Below are 19180 nucleotides of genomic sequence, written 5' to 3'. Positions count from 1 at the left end.
AGCTCATGTTGTTGGAAGCGTATCTTCGCGTTTGCCGCCCAATGAGTGTCCAGCGGGTTTCCTGTACAAAAGCTGGGCCAATAATGTTGATCGGCGGGTGCTGGGAAATCCCTGAATGAACACCCGAAAAAAAATTTGGTTGCATCTCGGTAACAACCCGGTTGCGATGGGGGTTAGGACACCTGACCGCAACAATTAGCCCTTAGGCTTCTAGTCATGTGAGGCACGCCACTCCTCAGGGAGGGGCGTGTCAGCTCTTTGTAAAACCACATGGGGCTCTATCCAGAACACGAAATAGGAGGCGGAATGCGTTTCGGACGTACTTCCAAAGCTGTGGGAGTCGCGGCAATCGCTGCACTTGCACTCAGCGCCTGCGCCAGCACAGACAGTGGCGACGGCAATTCTGACCCAGACGCGAGCGGCGACACCGGCGCCTCGAGCGGCGGAGTCGTAAGTGTTGCCGAGGTAAACCCGTTTACCTCGTTCAACTCAGACAGCGCTACAGGCAACGTCGATATCAACGGCAAGGTCAGCTACTTGACCAAGTCGGGGTTCAACTACATCAACGACCAGCTTGAGGTTGTTCCGAGGGAAGAATTCGGATCCTACGAAGTTGTTTCCGAAGATCCTCTGACCGTCACCTACACCGTCAACGAGGGTGTCGCCTGGTCCGACGGCGAGCCAATCGACGGCGGAGATCTCCTGTTCTCCTGGGCCGTCAGCTCGGGTTACTTTGACGACGCGGACGCCGAAGCAGAAACCGGCGCCACGTACTTCGCAGCAGCCAGCACCGCTGGCCTGGACCTGTCACTGCTCCCCGAATTGGGCGAAGATGGCCGTTCCATCACCATCGAGTACACCGAGCCCTACGCTGACTGGGAAATCGCCTACGGCGTGATTGACACCCCAGCCCACGTGGTCGCAACCCAGGCCGGTCTTGCTGACGAAGCTGCCCTGATCGAACTCATCCAGAACACCCCCGAAGGTGATCCGGAAAATCCTCAGGAACGTCCCGACCTTCAGCCAGTCGCTGACATCTGGAACACTGCCTTCGACACCACCACCCTTCCTGACGATCCAGCCATGTACCTGTCCAGCGGACCGTACATCGTTGACTCAATGACTCCTGACCAGTCGATGACACTGGTCAAGAACGAAGACTACAACTGGGGCCCCGAGACCCAGCTCGACGAAATCACCATCCGCTACATCGGTGACGCCACTGCCCAGGTCCAGGGCCTGCAGAACGGCGACGTCGACGTTATCCAGCCACAGGCATCAGCTGACACGCTCGCGTCACTCGAAGCCATTGACGGCGTCAACATCTTCGAAGGCGACGAGCTCTCCTTCGATCACCTTGACCTCAACTACAGCGGTGTCTTCGAAGACGAGAACGTTCGCAAGGCGTTCATGAAGACGATCCCTCGCGACGCCATTGTTGCTTCCACCATCGCGCAGCTGGATCCAGAAGCTGACCACCGCAACTCCAACATCTTCGACGTCGGCACCCCCGGCTACGAGGCAGCTGTTCCCGTGAACGGTTCAGAAGAGTATGACGAAGTTGACATCGAAGGAGCAAAGGAACTGCTCGATGGAGCAACTCCTGAGGTCCGGATCATGTACAGCGTCGACAACCCCAACCGGGTTGACGCTTACACCCTCATCGCCGAAAGCGCTGAGCAGGCTGGCTTCCAGGTTGTTGACGGCGGACTCCCCGGCAACGAGTGGGGTTCAGCTTTGGGTACGGGAACCTATGACGCAACCATCTTCGGCTGGGTCAGCACGGGCGTTGGCGTAACCGGTGTTCCCCAGCTCTACGGCTGTGGCTCGGCATCCAACTTCAGCGGATTCTGTGATGATGAAGCTCAGGAAGCTATGGACGAGCTGATCGTCACCACTGATGAAGCTGAGCAGCAGGAGCTGCAGACCATCGTTGACACCCGCCTGTTCGAGACCGGCTATGGCCTGCCTCTGTTCCAGTCGATCGGTATCAACGCTGCCAGTGATTCAATCGAAGGCGTCGGCTTCAGCCCGACCCAAGAGGGTATCTGGTGGAACTTCTGGGAATGGACAGTTGCTGAGTAATTCGGCCACACCCATTATCTAGTGCGCTAGACACGAAAGCGCTGGGGCCGGCCTCGCTGGCCCCAGCGCTTTCTAGCGCCTGCACCGTCCTCGGAATTGCGCATCTGCGGGAAGCGATTGGGATCTCCCAAATATCGGCTGCCTGTTCGGTGCATTACACTCTTGCCACAACGCCGGGTGATCCCCGGAACCTTAACATTGAGGTTTAAACACTATGGTGACCTACATCGTCCGGCGCTTAGTTGCCGCCGTGCTCATCCTGTTGGGCGCATCCTTCATCGTCTACATGCTGACCGCATTTTCAGGCGATCCGCTGAGGGATCTGCGCGAGAGCAACGTTCCCAACCGGGAAACGCTCATCCAACTTCGGACAGACCTGCTGAGTCTCGACGTCCCAGCCCCTATCCGGTACTTCGAATGGCTTGGTGGGGCAGCCAGCTGCCTCATCCCCTTCGCTGCTACCTGCGACCTCGGCAGCAGCATCGCCGGAATTGAAGTAACCCAGTTACTCTCCCGGGCGATGGGCCAGACCATCCTCCTCGTCACTGGCGCCACCGTCCTCGCCATCCTGATCGGCATTTCGCTAGGTATCATCACCGCCCTCCGCCAATACAGCGGACTCGATTACGGTGTCACCTTCATGGCGTTCCTCTTCTTCTCCCTCCCAATCTTCTGGGTGGCGGTCCTGTTGAAGGAGTATGGAGCGATTAGCTTCAACACGTTCCTTGCCGATCCGAATATTTCCCTCACTGCGATACTGGTCACCAGTTCGGTCTCCGCCTTTATCTGGTATCTGGTCGCCCGAGGGACTTTGAAGAAGCGTCTGATCGCAGGGGCGGCCGGGTTCGCCTTCGCAGCAGTCATTCTCTTTTTCCTCGACCTCACTCAATGGTTCCTCGAACCAGGCTTCGGCCCCGTCGTCATTGCCATTGCAGGCGTCGGAATTGCCTACGGTGTCACCCTCCTGACCGCAGGGCTGAAGAACCGCAAGGCGCTCTACTCGGCGCTGATCACCGTTGGCATCGGCATGATTGCCTACTTCACCATGCAGCCACTGCTCGACCTGGCGACCCCGCTGATGATCGTCCTGCTGGCTGTCGCTACCGTGCTGGTCGGCGTCGCTGTTGGATACTTCATGGGCGGCTACGACCGTCGGCAGAGCATGAACGCTGCGGGACTCACTGCTTTCCTCATGGGTTTCACCATCCTCCTCGACCGATTTATGCAGTCCTGGCCCCTCTACTCGGACAACAGCAGGATCCGGGGCAGGCCAATTGCCACCCTGGGTTCCTCCACCCCGAACCTTGAGGGTGACTTCTGGATCATGGGCATCGATACCTTTACCCATCTCCTGCTCCCCACCATTGCGCTGATGCTGATCTCATTGGCCGGCTACAGCCGCTATTCAAGGGCATCGATGCTCGAGATCATGAACCAGGACTACATCCGCACGGCACGCGCCAAGGGGCTGGGCGAGCGCACAGTCGTGATGCGTCACGCGTTCCGGAACGCACTGATCCCATTGGCCACCCTCGTCGCCTTTGACATCGGTGGACTGATCGGCGGTGCCATCATCACCGAACAGGTCTTCGCCTTCAGCGGTATGGGACAACTGTTCATTGGTGCGTTGGGCCGCGTTGATCCGAATCCCATCATGGGAGTCTTCCTGATTACCGGCATCCTGGCCCTCGTCTTCAACCTGGTTGCAGACCTGGCCTACTCGGTACTTGACCCACGAGTGAGGGTAAAAGCATGAGCACCAGAGCAGAGAACAAGCAAAAGCCGACCCCGAAGAAAGACGACTCGATTGGCCTGAGCCAGGGTCAGATCGTCCGCAAGCGGTTCTTCGGCAACTCAGCCGCCGTTGTGAGCATGGTGGTTTTCGTCCTCGTGGTGATCACCGCTTTCACCTCGATCGGGTATGCGGGCATCCCGGGCTGGTGGAAATGGAACTACGTTCAGACTCTTCCCCTCGCCACCCCCAACGGCGCACCCACCTGGGTCCTGCCGTTCGACTTCGGTGACCACCCATTCGGTCAGGACCGCGTCGGCCGCGACCTGTTCGCCATGACCATGCGCGGCACCCAGCTCTCGCTGATCATCATGTTCATCATCGGCATCCTCGGTGGGATCCTCGGCGTGATCATCGGTGGAGTGTCAGGGTACTTCCGCGGCTGGGTCGAATCAGTACTGATGCGCTTCACCGACGTCATCATCGTGATCCCCCTGATCATTCTCGCCGCCGTCCTCGGTAGCGTGGGGAACAACCTCACCGGCAGCGGCACCTTCCTGCGCAGCATCATGGGTGGTAGCGCAGGGGTAATTCTGCTCGGAGTGTTTGTGGGGCTGATCATCTGGACTGGTCTTGCCCGCCTGGTCCGCGGGGAGTTCCTCTCCCTCCGTGAGCGCGAATTCGTTGACGCTGCCCGGATCGCAGGGGCATCCGATACCAGGATCATTTTCAAGCACATCCTGCCCAACGCCGTGGGCGTGATTATCGTCAACACCACCCTGGTGATGGCGTCGGCCATCCTGCTGGAGTCAGCACTGTCCTTCCTTGGGCTGGGAGTCAGGGCCCCCGATATCTCCCTCGGCAGTCTGATCAGCGACAACCAGCAGGCGTTCAACACCCGGCCATGGTTGTTCTGGTGGCCTGGGCTCTTCATCATCCTGATCTGTTTGTCGATCAACTTCATCGGTGATGGGCTACGAGATGCTTTCGATCCGCGTCAGAAGAAATTCAACGCCAAGAAGGCAGTACACTCTGGCGATATCTCCGACCCCAGCCGCCCCGAGGCCTAAAGTGCCGAAGCGCATGGTTGACCCGGTAGGCGCGGCAGTGGTGCTGCCGCGTCGCGCCTACCAGTTAGACCAGGGAGAAAGCAATCAGGTTGGCGGCAATCAGGGCGATTGCACATCCGATCTCAACCCAGTGGATGCGGGTAACCACAGCAGTGGTTTCCGTGGCGTCGGCGTCAACCAGTCCACCGTCGACCAGGGCCGCCCAGTGGGTACGGACCAGGAAGGCTGCCGCTCCCGAATCGGTATTCTTCAGATCTCCCGGTCGAATGGACTGGGCTGGACCGTAGCTGGATTCGGGCAGGCCCTGAACATGCTCAGGCTTACCCCGGTGTGTGCCCCAGACGCCGGGAGCCGGCGCCGCCCACGCGGTGTGACTACCGCGAACGGTGACGAGGGTAAGGGCAAACTTCGTGTCGACGTGAATCAGCGCCGCCCACGGCACCGAAATGGAGCGCAGCGGGTTGTTGAGCGTTACTGCGTCGTCGGCAATCACCACGGACGGATGCCAGAACAGCAACCAGCCAAAGTAGGCCAGGGCGAGCAACGGCCACGCGGAAATCAAACCGTCAACGCCGTCACCAGCCACCGACAGGGCAATACCAATCCCGGCCAGCACCCAGGTCAAACCTGCAAACCACTTGCCAAATCGTGGTTTGAAGATGACGGGACTGGCTACATCACTCGGGCTATTCATACCCATATAGTTTCAGGATTCCGGGCCAGTCCACTAATCACCAGAATGTGGCAGGCCACGGGCGGAAGGAAAGCAGAATCATGACCGACGGCGTCATCGAAAATTCGGAAACAGGCCAGACACCCCAGGGCGGCGTTCCTGTGCTCCAGGTCAAAGGCTTGAGCGTCGACTATGGCGTGGACAAGGTCTGGGTCCCTGCAGCCATCGACCTGAACTACGAGGTCAAGGCCGGTGAGGTACTCGCCATCGTGGGCGAGTCCGGATCGGGCAAGAGCGCGAGCTCCATGTCTCTCCTGGGCTTGCTCCCTGAAAACAGCCGCACCACGGGCAGCGTGAAGCTCAACGGCAGGGAGATCCTCGGGCTGACCGGAAGCAAACTTCGCCAGGTTCGTGGCCGTGACGTTGCGGTCATTTTCCAGGAACCGATGACCGCAATGAACCCGGTGTACACCATCGGGTTCCAGATCATCGAAACCATCCGCCTGCACAACGAGATTTCCCCGGACGAGGCCAAAGAGCGGGCGCTGAAGCTGCTTGACATGGTTGAGCTTCCCGACCCTGAGAAGGCGTTCAAGTCCTACCCGCACCAGCTGTCTGGTGGGCAGCGCCAACGGGCCATGATCGCCCAGTCGCTTTCCTGTGATCCGAAGCTACTCATTGCCGACGAGCCCACAACCGCGCTGGACGTGACTGTTCAGGCCGAAATCCTGGACCTGATGCGCAACCTGCGCAACAAGCTAAACAGTGCCATCGTATTGATCACCCATGACATGGGAGTGGTCGCCGACCTCGCCGACCACATCGTAGTGATGAGCAAGGGCCGGATCGTTGAAGCGGGCACCTCCGCACAGATTTTTCATGACCCGCAGCACGAATACACCAGGAAACTGCTCGCCGCGGTGCCCCACCTTGGGCAGGGCGGCGGCGACACCGATGAAGTAGATGTCACCGCAGCGCTTGCAGCCGCCACCCGCACCGAGCTCAGGGACGTCGACCAGGACGAGCTGATGCGGCGCGAACGCGACAACCAGGCGCGGCTCGATGAAGCAGAACGCGCCGCTGACACCTCGCGCGGTGCCGCAGTGTTGCAACTCACAGATGTGGCAATCGAGTACCCCAAACAGGGCAGGGTCCCCGCATTCCGGGCGGTCGAAGGGGCGAATCTGGCCATCTACCCGGGAGAGATTCTCGGCTTGGTTGGCGAGTCAGGATCAGGGAAAACAACCATCGGGCGTGCGGCAGTTGGCTTGCTGCCCGTCGCCGCAGGGTCGCTGACCGTCACCGGCAAGGAAATCTCGAACGCGACCCGTAAGGAACTGTTCGAGCTGCGCCGCAACGTGGGAATGGTCTTCCAGGACCCTTCCTCATCATTGAACCCCCGGCTGCCCCTGGGGGAGAGCATCGGCGAACCGATGTTCCTGGCGAAGGTGGCTAAGGGCGCCGATCTGCAGAAGCGGATCGAGACCCTCCTCGACCAGGTGGAGCTGCCGCGCGCCTACCGCAACCGGTACCCACATGAGCTCTCGGGTGGGCAGAAGCAGCGGGTCGGTATTGCTCGCGCACTATCGTTGAAACCGAAGCTTCTCGTGGCTGATGAACCGACCTCAGCACTCGATGTGTCGGTGCAGGCCACCGTGCTGGAACTGCTGAAGAACCTGCAGCAGGAGCTCGGGTTCGCCTGCCTGTTCGTCACCCACGACCTCGCCGTCGTCGACCTCATGTCCGACCGGATTTGCGTGATGCGACGAGGCAGGATTGTGGAGCAGGGGACCAGGGACCAGATCCTTCGGCGGCCTCAGGATCCCTACACTCAGCGGCTCCTCGCGGCGGTCCCGCTGCCGAACCCGGAGAAGCAGCGCGAACGCCGGGAGCTGCGGGCGAAGCTCCTCGCATCAGCCGAGTAACGGCTCCCGTTTACCAGGAACGACGGCGACACATCCCTTCCGCGGATGGGTCGCCGTCGTTCTCGCGTTAAGCCGGCCTTGTGCATCGGGACCGGTCCTTCTGTACGCTGGGTTAGGCCCTACTGCCTAGGTAGAGCCTTGTCAATAGTCATTCTCACCTTAAAACAAGAAGCATGAGGAGTTACCCGAATGTCCCTCAGGTCCGGAAATCCGGCAACCGATAGTCCACCCGGCGAGTCAGATGGCCATCCCACGGAAGGGAAACCGCAGCCAGCTTCACGGCTGTCCAAAGCGGTGTTCATTCCGGCCGCTGCGCTTATCGTGGTGTTCGTGGGCTTCGCCCTCATCTTCCCCTCCACGGCCGCCGAAGTCTTCGGCGCCATCCAGACGAACGTCATCAGCGCGTTCGGCTGGTACTACGTGGCCATCGTTGCCATGTTCGTTGTTTTTTCGCTCTGGGTCGGCCTGAGTCGCTTCGGCGATATCCGTCTTGGTAAGGACGAGGACCGGGCGGAATTCTCGCTGATGTCCTGGTTTGCGCTGCTCTTTGCTGCTGGCATGGGCATTGGCCTGGTCTTCTGGGGCGTCGCTGAACCGCTGAACCACTTCGCTGCACCCCCGCCCGGGACAGAAGGGACCGGCATTGAGCTTGCCCAGCAAGCCCTGACCCAGACCTTCCTCCACTGGGGCCTCCACGCCTGGAGCATTTACGTAGTAGTAGGCCTCGCTATTGCCTATGCGGTGCACCGCCGCGGTCGTCCCATCTCCATTCGTTGGACCCTCGAACCTCTGCTGGGCGACAAGGTCAAGGGCAAATGGGGCGACGCCATTGACATCGTTGCCCTGGTTGGCACCCTATTTGGCGTCGCTACCTCCCTGGGACTCGGCGTTCTCCAGATGTCGGCGGGGCTCGATACCGCCAACATCATGGAAGCAACCAAGTTCACCCAGGTTGGTCTCATCCTGTGCATCACAGCCTTGACCCTGGTGTCAGTTATCTCAGGCGTAGGCAAGGGCATGAAATGGCTGTCCAACACCAACCTGGTGCTCGCCGGCGTGCTGCTTCTCTTCATTCTTTTCACCGGCCCAACGCTGTTCCTGCTCCGTGAGTTCGTTCAGTCCATTGGTAACTACTTGCAGAACGTTGTGGGTCTGACCTTCGACACCCTCGCCTTTGCCGGAGCCGACGGCGAAGCCTGGCAGTCGGCCTGGACCACCTTCTACTGGGGCTGGTGGATTTCCTGGGCCCCGTTCGTAGGCATCTTCATCGCCCGCATTTCCAAGGGCCGTACCGTGCGCGAATTCGTTGCCGGCGTGCTGCTCGTTCCGACGTTGCTCACCTTCCTCTGGTTCTCGGTACTCGGCGGATCAGCCCTCTACCGCGAGCTGTTCGGCAACGGCGGTCTGGTTGGGGAAGACGGTGCGGTGGATACCAATAACGCGCTGTTCGGGCTCCTGACAGACCTACCCGGCGGTCCGATCCTGTTGATCGGGGCGATCATCCTGATCGCAATCTTCTTCATCACCTCGGCGGACTCCGGTGCTCTGGTGATGAGCATGATCTCAACCGGCGGGCACCCGGATCCCAACCACTGGATCCGCGCGTTCTGGGCCGTTGCCGCCGCTACGGTAGCAATCTCCCTGCTCCTGGTTGGCGATGATGGACTGGCCTCCATCCAGACGGCGGCCATCCTGACCGCACTGCCGTTCAGTGTGGTGATGATCTTCATGTGCATTGCCACGGTCAAGGCATTCCACGAGGAGCACCAGGATTTCCTGCGTGCCCAGCGGCGCCAGGCACGCATAGCTGTTGCCGATCAGGTCAACGACCATGTCAGCGAACACATGTCTGATCGGATGGATCAGCAGATCCAGGATCAGCTGGCGGGATTACCACCTCGAGGAAGCTCCACGGGGGGCAGCCGGAAACTCGGGGGCCCGGCGCTGGAAGCTTTCCCGCTCCAAAAAGTCCTAGCACTTTAGCTAAAGAGCTGCCCCATTGTTCACCGGGGTAGGACACGGAAACGGCTCGCCCTTCAGGGGCGGGCCGTTTCTGCGTGGAACACCGAGGACCTGCTATTTTGACCCGAGCTGATCGCCGCGTTAGGGCATTTTTTCCTGAGAGCTTAGACTGGTACAAGCAGGCGCCGTCCTCATAACGCTAGATTCCCCTCAAGATTACTGAATTGAGTCATTACGCATGTCTGAAACCACAGGCAACACAGCTGTTCGCAGCGACCTCCGCAACGTTGCCATCGTGGCCCACGTTGACCACGGAAAGACCACCTTGGTTGATGCCATGCTCCGGCAGACCAATTCCTTCGCAGCCCACGGCGACGTGGCAGACCGGGTCATGGACTCCGGTGACCTCGAGCGCGAAAAAGGCATCACCATCCTGGCCAAGAACACCACCGTGTTCTACGACGGGCCCTCTGCCAATGGCGAGACCATCACCATCAACGTGATCGACACCCCGGGCCACGCCGACTTCGGTGGCGAGGTGGAACGCGGGCTGTCAATGGTCGACGGCGTTGTCCTGCTGGTGGATGCCTCTGAAGGCCCACTGCCCCAGACCCGTTTCGTGCTGCGTAAGGCCCTCGCCGCGAAGCTCCCAGTGGTACTGCTGGTCAACAAGACTGACCGTCCCGACTCGCGGATCGATGAAGTGGTCAGCGAATCAATGGACCTCCTCCTGGGCCTTGCCTCGGACCTCGCCGACGAAGTTCCGGACCTGGACCTCGACTCGGTTCTCAACGTGCCAGTCGTCTACGCGGCAGCCCGTGAAGGCGCAGCCTCACTCGAGCAGCCGGCTGACGGCACGGTTCCGTCGAATGACAACCTTGAGCCACTGTTCAAGACCATCATCGATCACATCCCAGCGCCCCGGTACAACCCGGACGGTGTGCTGCAGGCGCACGTTACCAACCTCGACGCATCCCCGTTCCTGGGCCGTCTCGCCCTGCTGCGTATCTTCAACGGCACCCTGCGTAAGGGACAGACCGTCGCCTGGGCCCGTCAGAACGGTGAGCTGAAGTCAGTCAAGATCACCGAGCTGCTGGCCACCCGCGCCCTCGATCGCGTGCCTACCGATTCCGCCGGACCGGGCGAGATCGTCGCCGTCGCCGGCATCGAGGACATCACCATCGGTGAGACCCTGACCGACATTGACAACCCCCAGCCGCTGCCCCTGATCACCGTCGATGACCCGGCCATCTCGGTCACCATCGGTATCAACACCTCGCCGCTCGCCGGCCGGGTCAAGGGCGCCAAGGTGACCGCGCGCCAGGTGAAGGATCGCCTGGACCGTGAACTGATCGGTAACGTTTCCCTGAAGGTTCTTCCCACAGAGCGTCCCGACGCCTGGGAAGTACAGGGCCGTGGCGAGCTTGCACTCGCTATCCTCGTCGAGCAGATGCGTCGTGAAGGTTTCGAACTGACGGTCGGCAAGCCTCAGGTTGTGACCCGGATGGTCGACGGCAAGGTGCACGAGCCGATGGAGCACATGACCATCGACGTACCCGAGGAGTACCTGGGCGCAGTGACCCAGATCCTCGCGACCCGCAAGGGCCGCATGACCAACATGTCCAACCACGGCACCGGTTGGGTCCGGATGGAATTCATCGTCCCCGCCCGTGGCCTGATTGGGTTCCGTACCAAGTTCCTCACGGACACCCGCGGCGCCGGTATCGCTGCTTCCTACTCCGAGGGTTACGAGCCCTGGGCCGGGGACATCGAGTACCGCACCAACGGCTCGATGATCGCTGACCGCGCCGGAGTCGTTACCCCGTTCGCCATGATCAACCTGCAGGAACGCGGCTCCTTCTTCGTGGAGCCCACCTCCGAGGTGTACCAGGGCATGATCGTTGGCGAGAACTCACGCGCCGATGACATGGACGTGAACATCACCAAGGAAAAGAAGCTCACCAACATGCGTGCAGCCTCATCGGATACCTTCGAGAACCTCACCCCTCCCCGCAAGCTGACCCTTGAAGAGTCGTTGGAGTTCGCCCGCGAAGACGAGTGTGTTGAGGTGACTCCGGAGTCGATCCGGATCCGCAAGCTGATCCTCGATGCCAACGAGCGGATGCGCGCGGCTCGTTCACGCGCCCGCGTCTAGCCTTCGACCGTTTTGCAGGATCGCTCATCGGCACTGACTGACGACGACGACCGGCGCCCAGCCGTCGTCGTCGTCAGCCAGCCAATGGGCACCGCGGTGGGGGATCGCCCCGCCCGTGGAAACGCCCACCACCAGGTAATTCCCCTGTGGTGGGCGTTTCTCGTTTCGCTCGCTTTGGGGCTTGCTGTGGCAGTCCTGGGAACCGCCCTCCATGGCCAGCAGTGGGACTTTGACGGCCTCACCCTTCCGGTGGGCGCGGCCGCGGCAGTGCTGCTGGCAGGGAGTGTCGCCGTTTTCGTGGCGCTGTGGGCTCGCAATGTATATTTTGCCCCGGTGGTGGGTGGAGTCGCTTACCTGGTGGTGGGATTGTTTGCCGCCAGCGAGGATCAGCCGCTGGTGCTGACTGACTTGGGGATGGAACCACTCTTGCCGTCTGCGGTCGCGGGAAGCATCTGGGTGTTTGGCCTGGCGGTCGTCACGGTCGCCGCTTCGATGGTGTCCTGGTGGGTGCTGCGGCCCCGGCGAGCTATCCGTCCGGTCTAGGCCGTGTCGGCTAGTCCGCGCTGCGGTCCAGATGATGGGCCAACATGATGGACGTGGCGGTGCCGTCGGTGTCTGAATCGCGGATTGCGTATTCCTCTAGGATCTCGCGGATCCTGCGCATCATCTCGGAGCGGTTTGTTTCGTTCAAACGGACACCAAGCCGCCAGACATCAATCTCCGACGGATTCAGCCCGTCAATCTCCTGCAGGAAAGTTTCTACCAGCACCGGCGCAGCATTAGGAATCCTGCTTCGCCATGACAGTCCGGTCGCCCGGTAGGGAATTTCCTTGGCGCCGCGGTTGCCGGTGCGGGTTTCCTCGGCCGTCAGGAACCCGGTTGCCAGGAGGGTCCGTACGTGGTGCAGTGCGGTCGCCGGATTAAGGTCGAGGAGCTCAGCGATTTCCTTGTTGGTTCTGCCCTTATGAAGGCACAGCCGGAGGATTCTGAGCCTAACGGGGGAGCTGAGCGCTCGGCCGCGGGCCTGCACATCCTCATCAGTATCCATTCCTAAATGATACGTCAGGCCGACCCAGTGATTGACAGTAGTCAATCACTGCACGCAGACTGTGACGGTGACCACCCAGACCGAATCCCCGCCGCCGTCCCTGCTTCGCGATCGGAACTTTCTCAATTTCTGGGCCGGACAAGCCATCAGCCAGCTGGGAACCCAACTCGGGCATCTTGCCCTCCCGGTCATCGCTGTTCTGCTTTTGGGTGCCTCCGAGTTTGAAGTCGGTGTGCTCAATGCCAGCGGCACGGCAGCGTTCCTGCTCGTCGGGCTACCCGCCGGAGCCTGGGTTGACCGCTGGCTCAAACGCCGGGTCATGATCGGGGCGGATCTGGTGCGGATGGTCGCGATGCTCGCGATCCCCCTGCTCTGGTGGGTGGATTCGCTTACCATCTGGCACCTCTGCCTGGTGGCCGGCGTCGTCGGCATCGCAACCGTGTTTTTCGATGTCGCCTACCAAAGCTACGTTCCCGTGCTGGTGGCAGGCGACCAGGTGCCCAGTGCCAACTCGAAGCTCGAGTCGACCGCCCAGATTTCCAGGCTGGGTGGGCCCGCACTGGGCGGCGGGCTATTGCAGCTGCTCAGTGCGCCGCTGCTGGTCGTCGGTCAGTCAGCTGGCTATCTGCTGTCGGCCGTGTTCCTGCTCCGGACCCGGGACGAGGAGCAGCGTTCGCCAGTTGCGGACCGGCGTCCGCTTGCCGTCGAAATCAAGGAGGGGCTTTCCTTCGTCTGGCGGCATCCGCTGATCCGGCGCGTCGCGGCCTGCACTGCCGGCGTCAACTTTTTCGCGTCGCTGCTCTTCACCCTGCTGCCCCTGCTGATCCTGCGGGACCTCGACCTGGGGGCGGCAGCGCTCGGCCTGATCCTTTCGGTCGCTGCGGTGGGCGGGCTGGCGGGCGCCCTTGCAACCCCCTGGATTGCGGCACGGATCGGTGAGGGGACCGTGATCCCGCTCGCGTCCCTGGCCAGCAGCGCCTTCCTGATGCTGGTGCCGCTGGCTGCACTCGCGCCGTCGAAGCCTACCGCGTTGGCTCTGCTCATTGTGGGGGAGGCTGGGATGACCTTTTGCGTCCTGGCCTACAACATCATGCAGGTCAGCATGCGCCAGCGGGTCTGTCCCCCGAGGCTGCTCGGCAGGATGAACGCGTCCATCAGGTTTGTGGTGTGGGGGGTCATGCCGATCGCTGGCCTCCTCGCGGGAGTGCTGGGCGAGCAGCTCGGGATCCTCCCGACAATGTGGATCGGGGTGGCGGGGACCCTCGTGGCGACCATTCCCGTGCTGGGCGGGGGCTTCTGGGGTATGAAGAAGCTCCCCGACAAGGTTGCTCAGTAGCCCGCATCGTTGAAGTCCAGTGATGGGGTGCTGCCAGGGGGAAATCACCCGCATGTAGTGGGCAGAAGTGCTGACCGGCTGGGCCTAGAAGCGTCGAGGCCGCCGCGGGGGTGGGGGAGGCACAGGCTTGGCGGCGGTTACCAGCTCGAGGGGTACGACGACGTCGCCGTGGCGCCTGGTCCGCACGGTACAGGTCTGCTCATCGATCCGAACCAGCTCCCCGAGCGCGTCGGTGAGCCCATCGTCAAGGCGATACCTGACCACGACGCGGGTCCCCACGGGAAGTGTGAGCAGGTGGCGTGCGGGGGAGTCCATGTGATCAGCGTAGTGGGCAGCGTTGGTAGTGGTGGGGCTCATAGGGCTGAACGAGCACACGATGCGGCTGCACCGGGCCATTGCGTTAAGCTGGAACCGGAACGACAGCCCCAACTGGAAAGGCGTGGGAAGTGACCTACGTAATCGCACAGCCGTGCGTGGATTTGAAGGACAAGGCCTGCATCGAGGAATGCCCAGTAGATTGCATCTACGAAGGCGAACGGTCCCTCTATATCCATCCGGATGAGTGCGTCGACTGCGGCGCATGCGAGCCGGTCTGCCCTGTGGAAGCCATCTACTACGAGGATGACACCCCCGAGCAGTGGGCCGAGTACTACAAAGCCAACGTCGAGTTCTTCGACGACATTGGCTCACCCGGCGGCGCCGCGAAGCTGGGCAACATTGGCAAGGACCACCCGATCATCGCGGCCCTCCCGCCCCAGATCCAGGGCGCATGACCACCCACGACGGCGGCCGACAGTTCGGGATCGCGCTCCCTGACTACCCCTGGGACGCCATGGCACCGTACGTGACTCTGGCGAAGCAGCACACCGGTGGGGCTGTGAACCTGTCCATCGGAACGCCAGTCGATCCAACCCCGGCGGTCATCCAGGCGGCGTTGACCGCTGCGGCCGACGCCCCGGGATATCCCACCACCCACGGCACTGACGAGCTCAGGTCCGCGGTTAGCAACTGGTTCGCCCGCCGCCGTGGCGTTGACGGGCTCGATCCGTTGGATGTCCTGCCGACGGTCGGGTCCAAGGAACTCGTCGCCTGGCTGCCAACGTTGCTCGGGCTGGGCGAGGGCGACGTCGTCGTCCGCCCGACAGTCGCGTACCCCACCTATGACATCGGTGCGGAACTTGCGGGTGCCACGGCAGTCGCCGCCGATGACCTGTCCACCCTTGATGAGGAGACCAGGGCGCGTGTCCGGCTGGTGTGGGTCAACTCGCCCGCCAACCCGACGGGTCGCGTCCTCTCGGCCACCGACCTCGCACACGTCGTGACCGAAGCACGCGCGCTGGGCGCCGTCGTCGCCTCCGACGAGTGCTACGCGGAACTCGGCTGGGGCGACTGGGATAGCGCCAGGGGCGGCGAACCGGTCCCCAGTGTGCTGGACGCCCGCGTCAATGGGGGAAGCCACAGCAACCTGCTCGCCGTCTACTCGTTGAGCAAGCAATCCAACATGGCCGGCTACCGGGCCGCGTTCACTGCTGGGGATCCTGACCTGATTGCCAACATGGTCAACTCCCGCAAACACGCCGGGATGATCGTGCCGTTCCCGGTCCAGGAAGCCATGCGCGCCGCACTTAACGACGACGAGCACGTGCAAGCCCAGAAGGACCTGTACCGGCGACGTCGGGACCAGCTGATCCCCGCGCTGGAGGGCTTCGGACTGCGGCTCGAGGATTCGGTGGCGGGCCTGTACCTGTGGGCTACCGCGGGCGAAGACACCTGGACCACTGTGGAACGGTTCGCCAGGCTGGGGATCATCGTCGGGCCGGGTACTTTTTACGGTGATGCTGGCCAAGGATTCATCCGGGTCGCGCTGACCGGCTCCGACCAGGCCATCGATGCGGCAGTCCAAAGGCTGTCCGCGGCCCAGCAGGCCCAGTAAGCCCAGTAGATGCAGCGTTCGGCGAACGGGATCGCCGATTAGCGCTCCGGGTGTCCCTACCGGTAGCGTTTTAGTTGAATGTGCGAAGGTGTCGCAAGCCAATGCATGCCACCACTCCTAGAGGAGAGTTCAATGACCGAGCAAAACGGTGCATCGTTGCACTATGACGGAGGGAAACTCAGCCTCCCGATGGTCAATGCTGCTGAAGGCAACAATGGCTATGACGTGTCGAAGCTGCTCAAGCAGACCGGCGCCGTCACCTACGACCCGGGCTTCATGAACACCGCGGCCACCACCTCGGCTATCACCTACATTGACGGCGACCAGGGCATCCTGCGCTACCGCGGATACCCAATCGACCAGCTGGCCCAGCACTCCAGCTTCCTTGAGGTTTCCTACCTGCTGATCTACGGGAACCTGCCGACCCCCACCGAACTGGCCGCCTTCGACGACCGCATCCGCCGGCACACGCTCCTTCATGAGGAACTCAAGGGTTTCTTCGGCGGCTTCCCCCGCGACGCGCACCCCATGCCGGTGCTGTCCTCGGCCGTCTCGGCGCTATCCACGTTCTACCAGGACTCCCTCGACCCGTTCGACGACGAACAGGTGGAGCTCTCCACCTTCCGCCTGATGGCGAAGCTGCCGGTCATCGCCGCCTACGCACACAAGAAGTCAATCGGCCAGCCGATGCTGTACCCGGACAACTCGATGAACCTGGTCGAGAACTTCCTCAGGCTCTCCTTCGGGCTGCCCGCGGAACCGTATGACCTGGACCCGATGATGGTCAAGGCCCTCGACCTGCTGCTGATCCTGCACGCCGACCACGAGCAGAACTGCTCCACCTCAACGGTTCGCCTGGTTGGCAGCTCGCACGCCAACATGTTCGCCTCGGTGTCTGCCGGTATCAACGCGCTCTTCGGCCCGCTGCACGGCGGGGCCAATGAAGCCGTACTGAACATGCTCCGCGATATCCAGGGCAAGGGCATGAAGCCCGAAGACTTCATGGAAAAGGTCAAGAACAAGGAAGACGGCGTGAAGCTGATGGGCTTCGGGCACCGCGTCTACAAGAATTACGACCCGCGCGCCACCATCGTGAAGGCCACCGCCCACGACATTCTCGGCAAACTCGGCGGCAATGACGAACTGCTCGACATCGCGATGCGCCTTGAGGAGAAGGCCCTGGCCGATGACTACTTCATCGAACGCAAGCTGTACCCGAACGTAGACTTCTACACCGGCCTGATCTACAAGGCGATGGGCTTCCCGGAAAAGATGTTCACCGTCTTGTTCGCGATCGGCCGGTTGCCGGGGTGGATCGCCCAGTGGCGTGAAATGATGCAGGACCCGCAAACCAAGATTGGTCGCCCCCGCCAGCTCTACACGGGCGAAGCAGCGCGCAACTACCCCGCAAGGTAGCCCGCACCTACCGCTTACGACGACGGCCGGTCACCTTCGCAGGTGACCGGCCGTCGCGGTTAACGCGGGGAAGCCGCCGGGCGACTACTGGTCCGAGTAGCCCTGGGGATTGTGTTTTTGCCAGCGCCAATGGTCCTCGCACATCTGCTGCAGGGAGCGGTGGGCCGACCAGCCGAGATCCGCCAGTGCGGCTGACGGGTCGGCATAGCTGACCGCCGCGTCGCCGGGCCGCCGGGCCGCGAATTCGTAGGGGATCTCATGCCCGGCAGCAGCGGAAAAGGCCGCAAGTACCTCAAGCACCGATGACCCGTTGCCGGTGCCCAGGTTCCAGCGGTGCACCCCGGCGTGGGTGGTCAGATAATCCAGCGCCGCCAGGTGCCCGGCTGCCAGGTCCACCACGTGAATGTAGTCGCGGATGCCCGTGCCATCGGGGGTGGGGTAATCGTTGCCGAAAACCATCACTTTCTCCCGGCGCCCCACTGCCACCTGGGCCACGAAGGGCAACAGGTTATTGGGAATGCCAGTGGGGTCCTCCCCAATCAGCCCGGATTCGTGGGCCCCGACCGGGTTGAAATACCTCAGCAAAGCGATGTTCCAGCGGCCATCGGCGGCACCGAGATCCGAGAGGATGTCCTCGATTTGTTCCTTGGTGCGGCCATAGGGATTGACCGCGTCAAGCGGCATTTTCTCGATCAGCGGAACCTCTTCCGAAGCGCCGTAGACGGTGGCGGAAGAGCTGAAAACCAGTGTCCTTACCTGTGCTGCATCCATGACCCGTAGCAGATTCAGCGTTCCGCCGACGTTGTTGTGATAGTAATGCAGCGGCTTGGCCACTGACTCGCCCACCGCCTTCAAACCAGCGAAGTGGATTACAGCATCAACAGCTTCTGCGTCGAAAACCGCCGTGAGTGCTGCCTCGTCGAGGAGATCCACTTTGTGGAAGGTAAGAGCCTTCGCACTCAGTTCCCTGACCCGGTCAAGGGCGGTCTCAGAGGAGTTCATGAGATTGTCGACAACCACCACCTGGTGGCCAGCTTCAAGGAGGGCGAGCGTCGTATGCGAGCCGATGTAGCCGCTGCCGCCGGTAACAAGAATTTTCATGCTTCCAGCCTAGTTTGTTACTGGGATATCGGTGGTCTTCACGGGTAGAGGGTCGCGGGCGTTCGGTCTACCCTTGGATTCAATAGGTCGAGTCTCTGCCGGGGAGGCCGGAGGATTCGCCCCAGAAAGGATGATTGGTTGATGACCGCGGGTGGTCATGGGTGGCACATTGTTGTTGACACGTCGCCGGTAATGCTGTTCTCCCTGTATTTGAGGGACTGCGCTGGGTTGGACGCTGTCGGGGTCCCGGTGGTGTCCGAGCTGGTCCCCTCGGTGCATCGGGTAGACCCCAGCCAACTGGTGCACGACGCCGGGGGCCTGACGGTGCTCCGGATTGAATGGGAGACGTGGTGGCGTCAGCTGGTTGCGGACTGTTTCGACGCCGAGGCGACGGCACCGCATTTTCCGGAGCTGGCGTCCCTGCCCGCCCTTCAGCTGCTGGCTCAAGCCCACTATGGTGCGGCGATCGACTGGTCACGCGAGCGGAGGGCAGAGTATGCCGCGCTGAAACACCGGAGGGGAAAGGTTCGGCGGAGAGACCCGTTCGAGCAGCTGGTCGAGGAGCGGGAACTGGAGTTGGGCCGGAGCTCCCGGGCGTTTACCTTGCAGGTGGTCGAGCTTCCGCTCAGCGAACCGCGTGCCTGGTTCGTTGAGCCAGCAACGCTTCTCATGAGCCAGGACCTCTCCGACGACGCACTAGCCTTCACTAGCTACGTTCGGCCGGTCGTGGAACTGCTCGCCTAG

General features: G+C 61.7%; 16 protein-coding genes. 12 read left to right on the top strand and 4 right to left on the bottom strand.

Annotation, left to right across the window (positions count from 1 at the left end; genetic code table 11):
* The first annotated feature begins 306 nt into the window (after window positions 1–306).
* The 3 genes from ACX80T_RS07055 to ACX80T_RS07045 all read left to right on the top strand — a co-directional run bounded on the left by ACX80T_RS07055 (window position 307) and on the right by ACX80T_RS07045 (window position 4887).
* Complete coding sequence (locus ACX80T_RS07055; RefSeq protein ID WP_459304076.1) at window positions 307–2085, top strand: ABC transporter family substrate-binding protein; 1779 nt, start codon at window positions 307–309, stop codon at window positions 2083–2085.
* 214 nt (window positions 2086–2299) lie between these two features.
* Window positions 2300–3841, top strand: coding sequence for an ABC transporter permease (locus ACX80T_RS07050; protein ID WP_459304075.1), 1542 nt, complete (start codon window positions 2300–2302; stop codon window positions 3839–3841).
* The gene (locus tag ACX80T_RS07045) at window positions 3838–4887 is read left to right on the top strand and encodes an ABC transporter permease (RefSeq protein ID WP_116778670.1); all 1050 of its coding nucleotides are present in this window, start codon (window positions 3838–3840) and stop codon (window positions 4885–4887) included. Before ACX80T_RS07050 ends, ACX80T_RS07045 begins: the two co-directional genes overlap by 4 nt.
* Window positions 4888–4951: 64 nt before the next feature.
* Here ACX80T_RS07045 and ACX80T_RS07040 read toward each other — a convergent pair whose 3' ends face one another.
* Window positions 4952–5581, bottom strand: a complete 630-nt coding sequence (locus ACX80T_RS07040; protein ID WP_116778671.1) for a PH domain-containing protein — start codon at window positions 5579–5581, stop codon at window positions 4952–4954.
* Between the two features lie 80 nt (window positions 5582–5661).
* On the opposite strand from ACX80T_RS07040, the gene ACX80T_RS07035 reads away from it, so the two are divergent.
* The 4 genes from ACX80T_RS07035 to ACX80T_RS07020 all read left to right on the top strand — a co-directional run bounded on the left by ACX80T_RS07035 (window position 5662) and on the right by ACX80T_RS07020 (window position 12145).
* The gene (locus tag ACX80T_RS07035) at window positions 5662–7485 is read left to right on the top strand and encodes an ABC transporter ATP-binding protein (protein ID WP_459304074.1); all 1824 of its coding nucleotides are present in this window, start codon (window positions 5662–5664) and stop codon (window positions 7483–7485) included.
* A gap of 189 nt (window positions 7486–7674) precedes the next feature.
* The gene (locus tag ACX80T_RS07030) at window positions 7675–9468 is read left to right on the top strand and encodes a BCCT family transporter (protein ID WP_459304073.1); all 1794 of its coding nucleotides are present in this window, start codon (window positions 7675–7677) and stop codon (window positions 9466–9468) included.
* 217 nt (window positions 9469–9685) lie between these two features.
* Window positions 9686–11602, top strand: coding sequence for a translational GTPase TypA (gene typA, locus ACX80T_RS07025; RefSeq protein WP_116778674.1), 1917 nt, complete (start codon window positions 9686–9688; stop codon window positions 11600–11602).
* A gap of 12 nt (window positions 11603–11614) precedes the next feature.
* A complete protein-coding gene (locus tag ACX80T_RS07020; protein ID WP_459304072.1) occupies window positions 11615–12145 on the top strand; it encodes a hypothetical protein in 531 nt (176 codons plus the stop codon).
* A gap of 10 nt (window positions 12146–12155) precedes the next feature.
* Here the strand turns inward: ACX80T_RS07020 and ACX80T_RS07015 are convergent, their stop codons facing one another.
* Window positions 12156–12650, bottom strand: a complete 495-nt coding sequence (locus ACX80T_RS07015; protein ID WP_116778676.1) for an ArsR/SmtB family transcription factor — start codon at window positions 12648–12650, stop codon at window positions 12156–12158.
* A 67-nt stretch (window positions 12651–12717) separates the two neighbouring features.
* Between ACX80T_RS07015 and ACX80T_RS07010 the strand changes: the two genes are divergently transcribed.
* A complete protein-coding gene (locus ACX80T_RS07010) occupies window positions 12718–13986 on the top strand; it encodes an MFS transporter (protein ID WP_243400582.1) in 1269 nt (422 codons plus the stop codon).
* A gap of 84 nt (window positions 13987–14070) precedes the next feature.
* Here the strand turns inward: ACX80T_RS07010 and ACX80T_RS07005 are convergent, their stop codons facing one another.
* Complete coding sequence (locus ACX80T_RS07005; protein WP_459304071.1) at window positions 14071–14301, bottom strand: putative acetyltransferase; 231 nt, start codon at window positions 14299–14301, stop codon at window positions 14071–14073.
* A 131-nt stretch (window positions 14302–14432) separates the two neighbouring features.
* On the opposite strand from ACX80T_RS07005, the gene fdxA reads away from it, so the two are divergent.
* From fdxA to ACX80T_RS06990, 3 genes are all read left to right on the top strand, one after another.
* Window positions 14433–14759 carry a ferredoxin gene (gene fdxA, locus ACX80T_RS07000; protein WP_459304070.1) on the top strand — a complete coding sequence of 109 codons (327 nt, stop codon included), beginning with the start codon at window positions 14433–14435 and terminating at the stop codon, window positions 14757–14759.
* A complete protein-coding gene (dapC, locus tag ACX80T_RS06995; RefSeq protein WP_459304069.1) occupies window positions 14756–15919 on the top strand; it encodes a succinyldiaminopimelate transaminase in 1164 nt (387 codons plus the stop codon). The genes fdxA and dapC overlap by 4 nt, the downstream gene beginning before the upstream one ends.
* Before the next feature lie 132 nt (window positions 15920–16051).
* On the top strand, window positions 16052–17335 hold the full coding sequence (locus ACX80T_RS06990; protein WP_019481633.1) for a citrate synthase: 1284 nt from the start codon (window positions 16052–16054) through the stop codon (window positions 17333–17335).
* Window positions 17336–17419: 84 nt separating this feature from the next.
* Here ACX80T_RS06990 and galE read toward each other — a convergent pair whose 3' ends face one another.
* Window positions 17420–18436 carry a UDP-glucose 4-epimerase GalE gene (gene galE, locus ACX80T_RS06985; RefSeq protein WP_459304068.1) on the bottom strand — a complete coding sequence of 339 codons (1017 nt, stop codon included), beginning with the start codon at window positions 18434–18436 and terminating at the stop codon, window positions 17420–17422.
* 141 nt (window positions 18437–18577) lie between these two features.
* Here galE and ACX80T_RS06980 point away from each other — a divergent pair, with 141 nt between their 5' ends.
* Entirely contained in the window at window positions 18578–19180 is a 603-nt protein-coding gene (locus ACX80T_RS06980) for a hypothetical protein (protein ID WP_019481635.1), read from the top strand.

The organism is Arthrobacter sp. Sr33, from assembly GCF_054511195.1.
The sequence above is the reverse complement of the archived record's forward strand: the minus strand, read 5'-3'. Positions and strand labels throughout refer to the sequence as shown.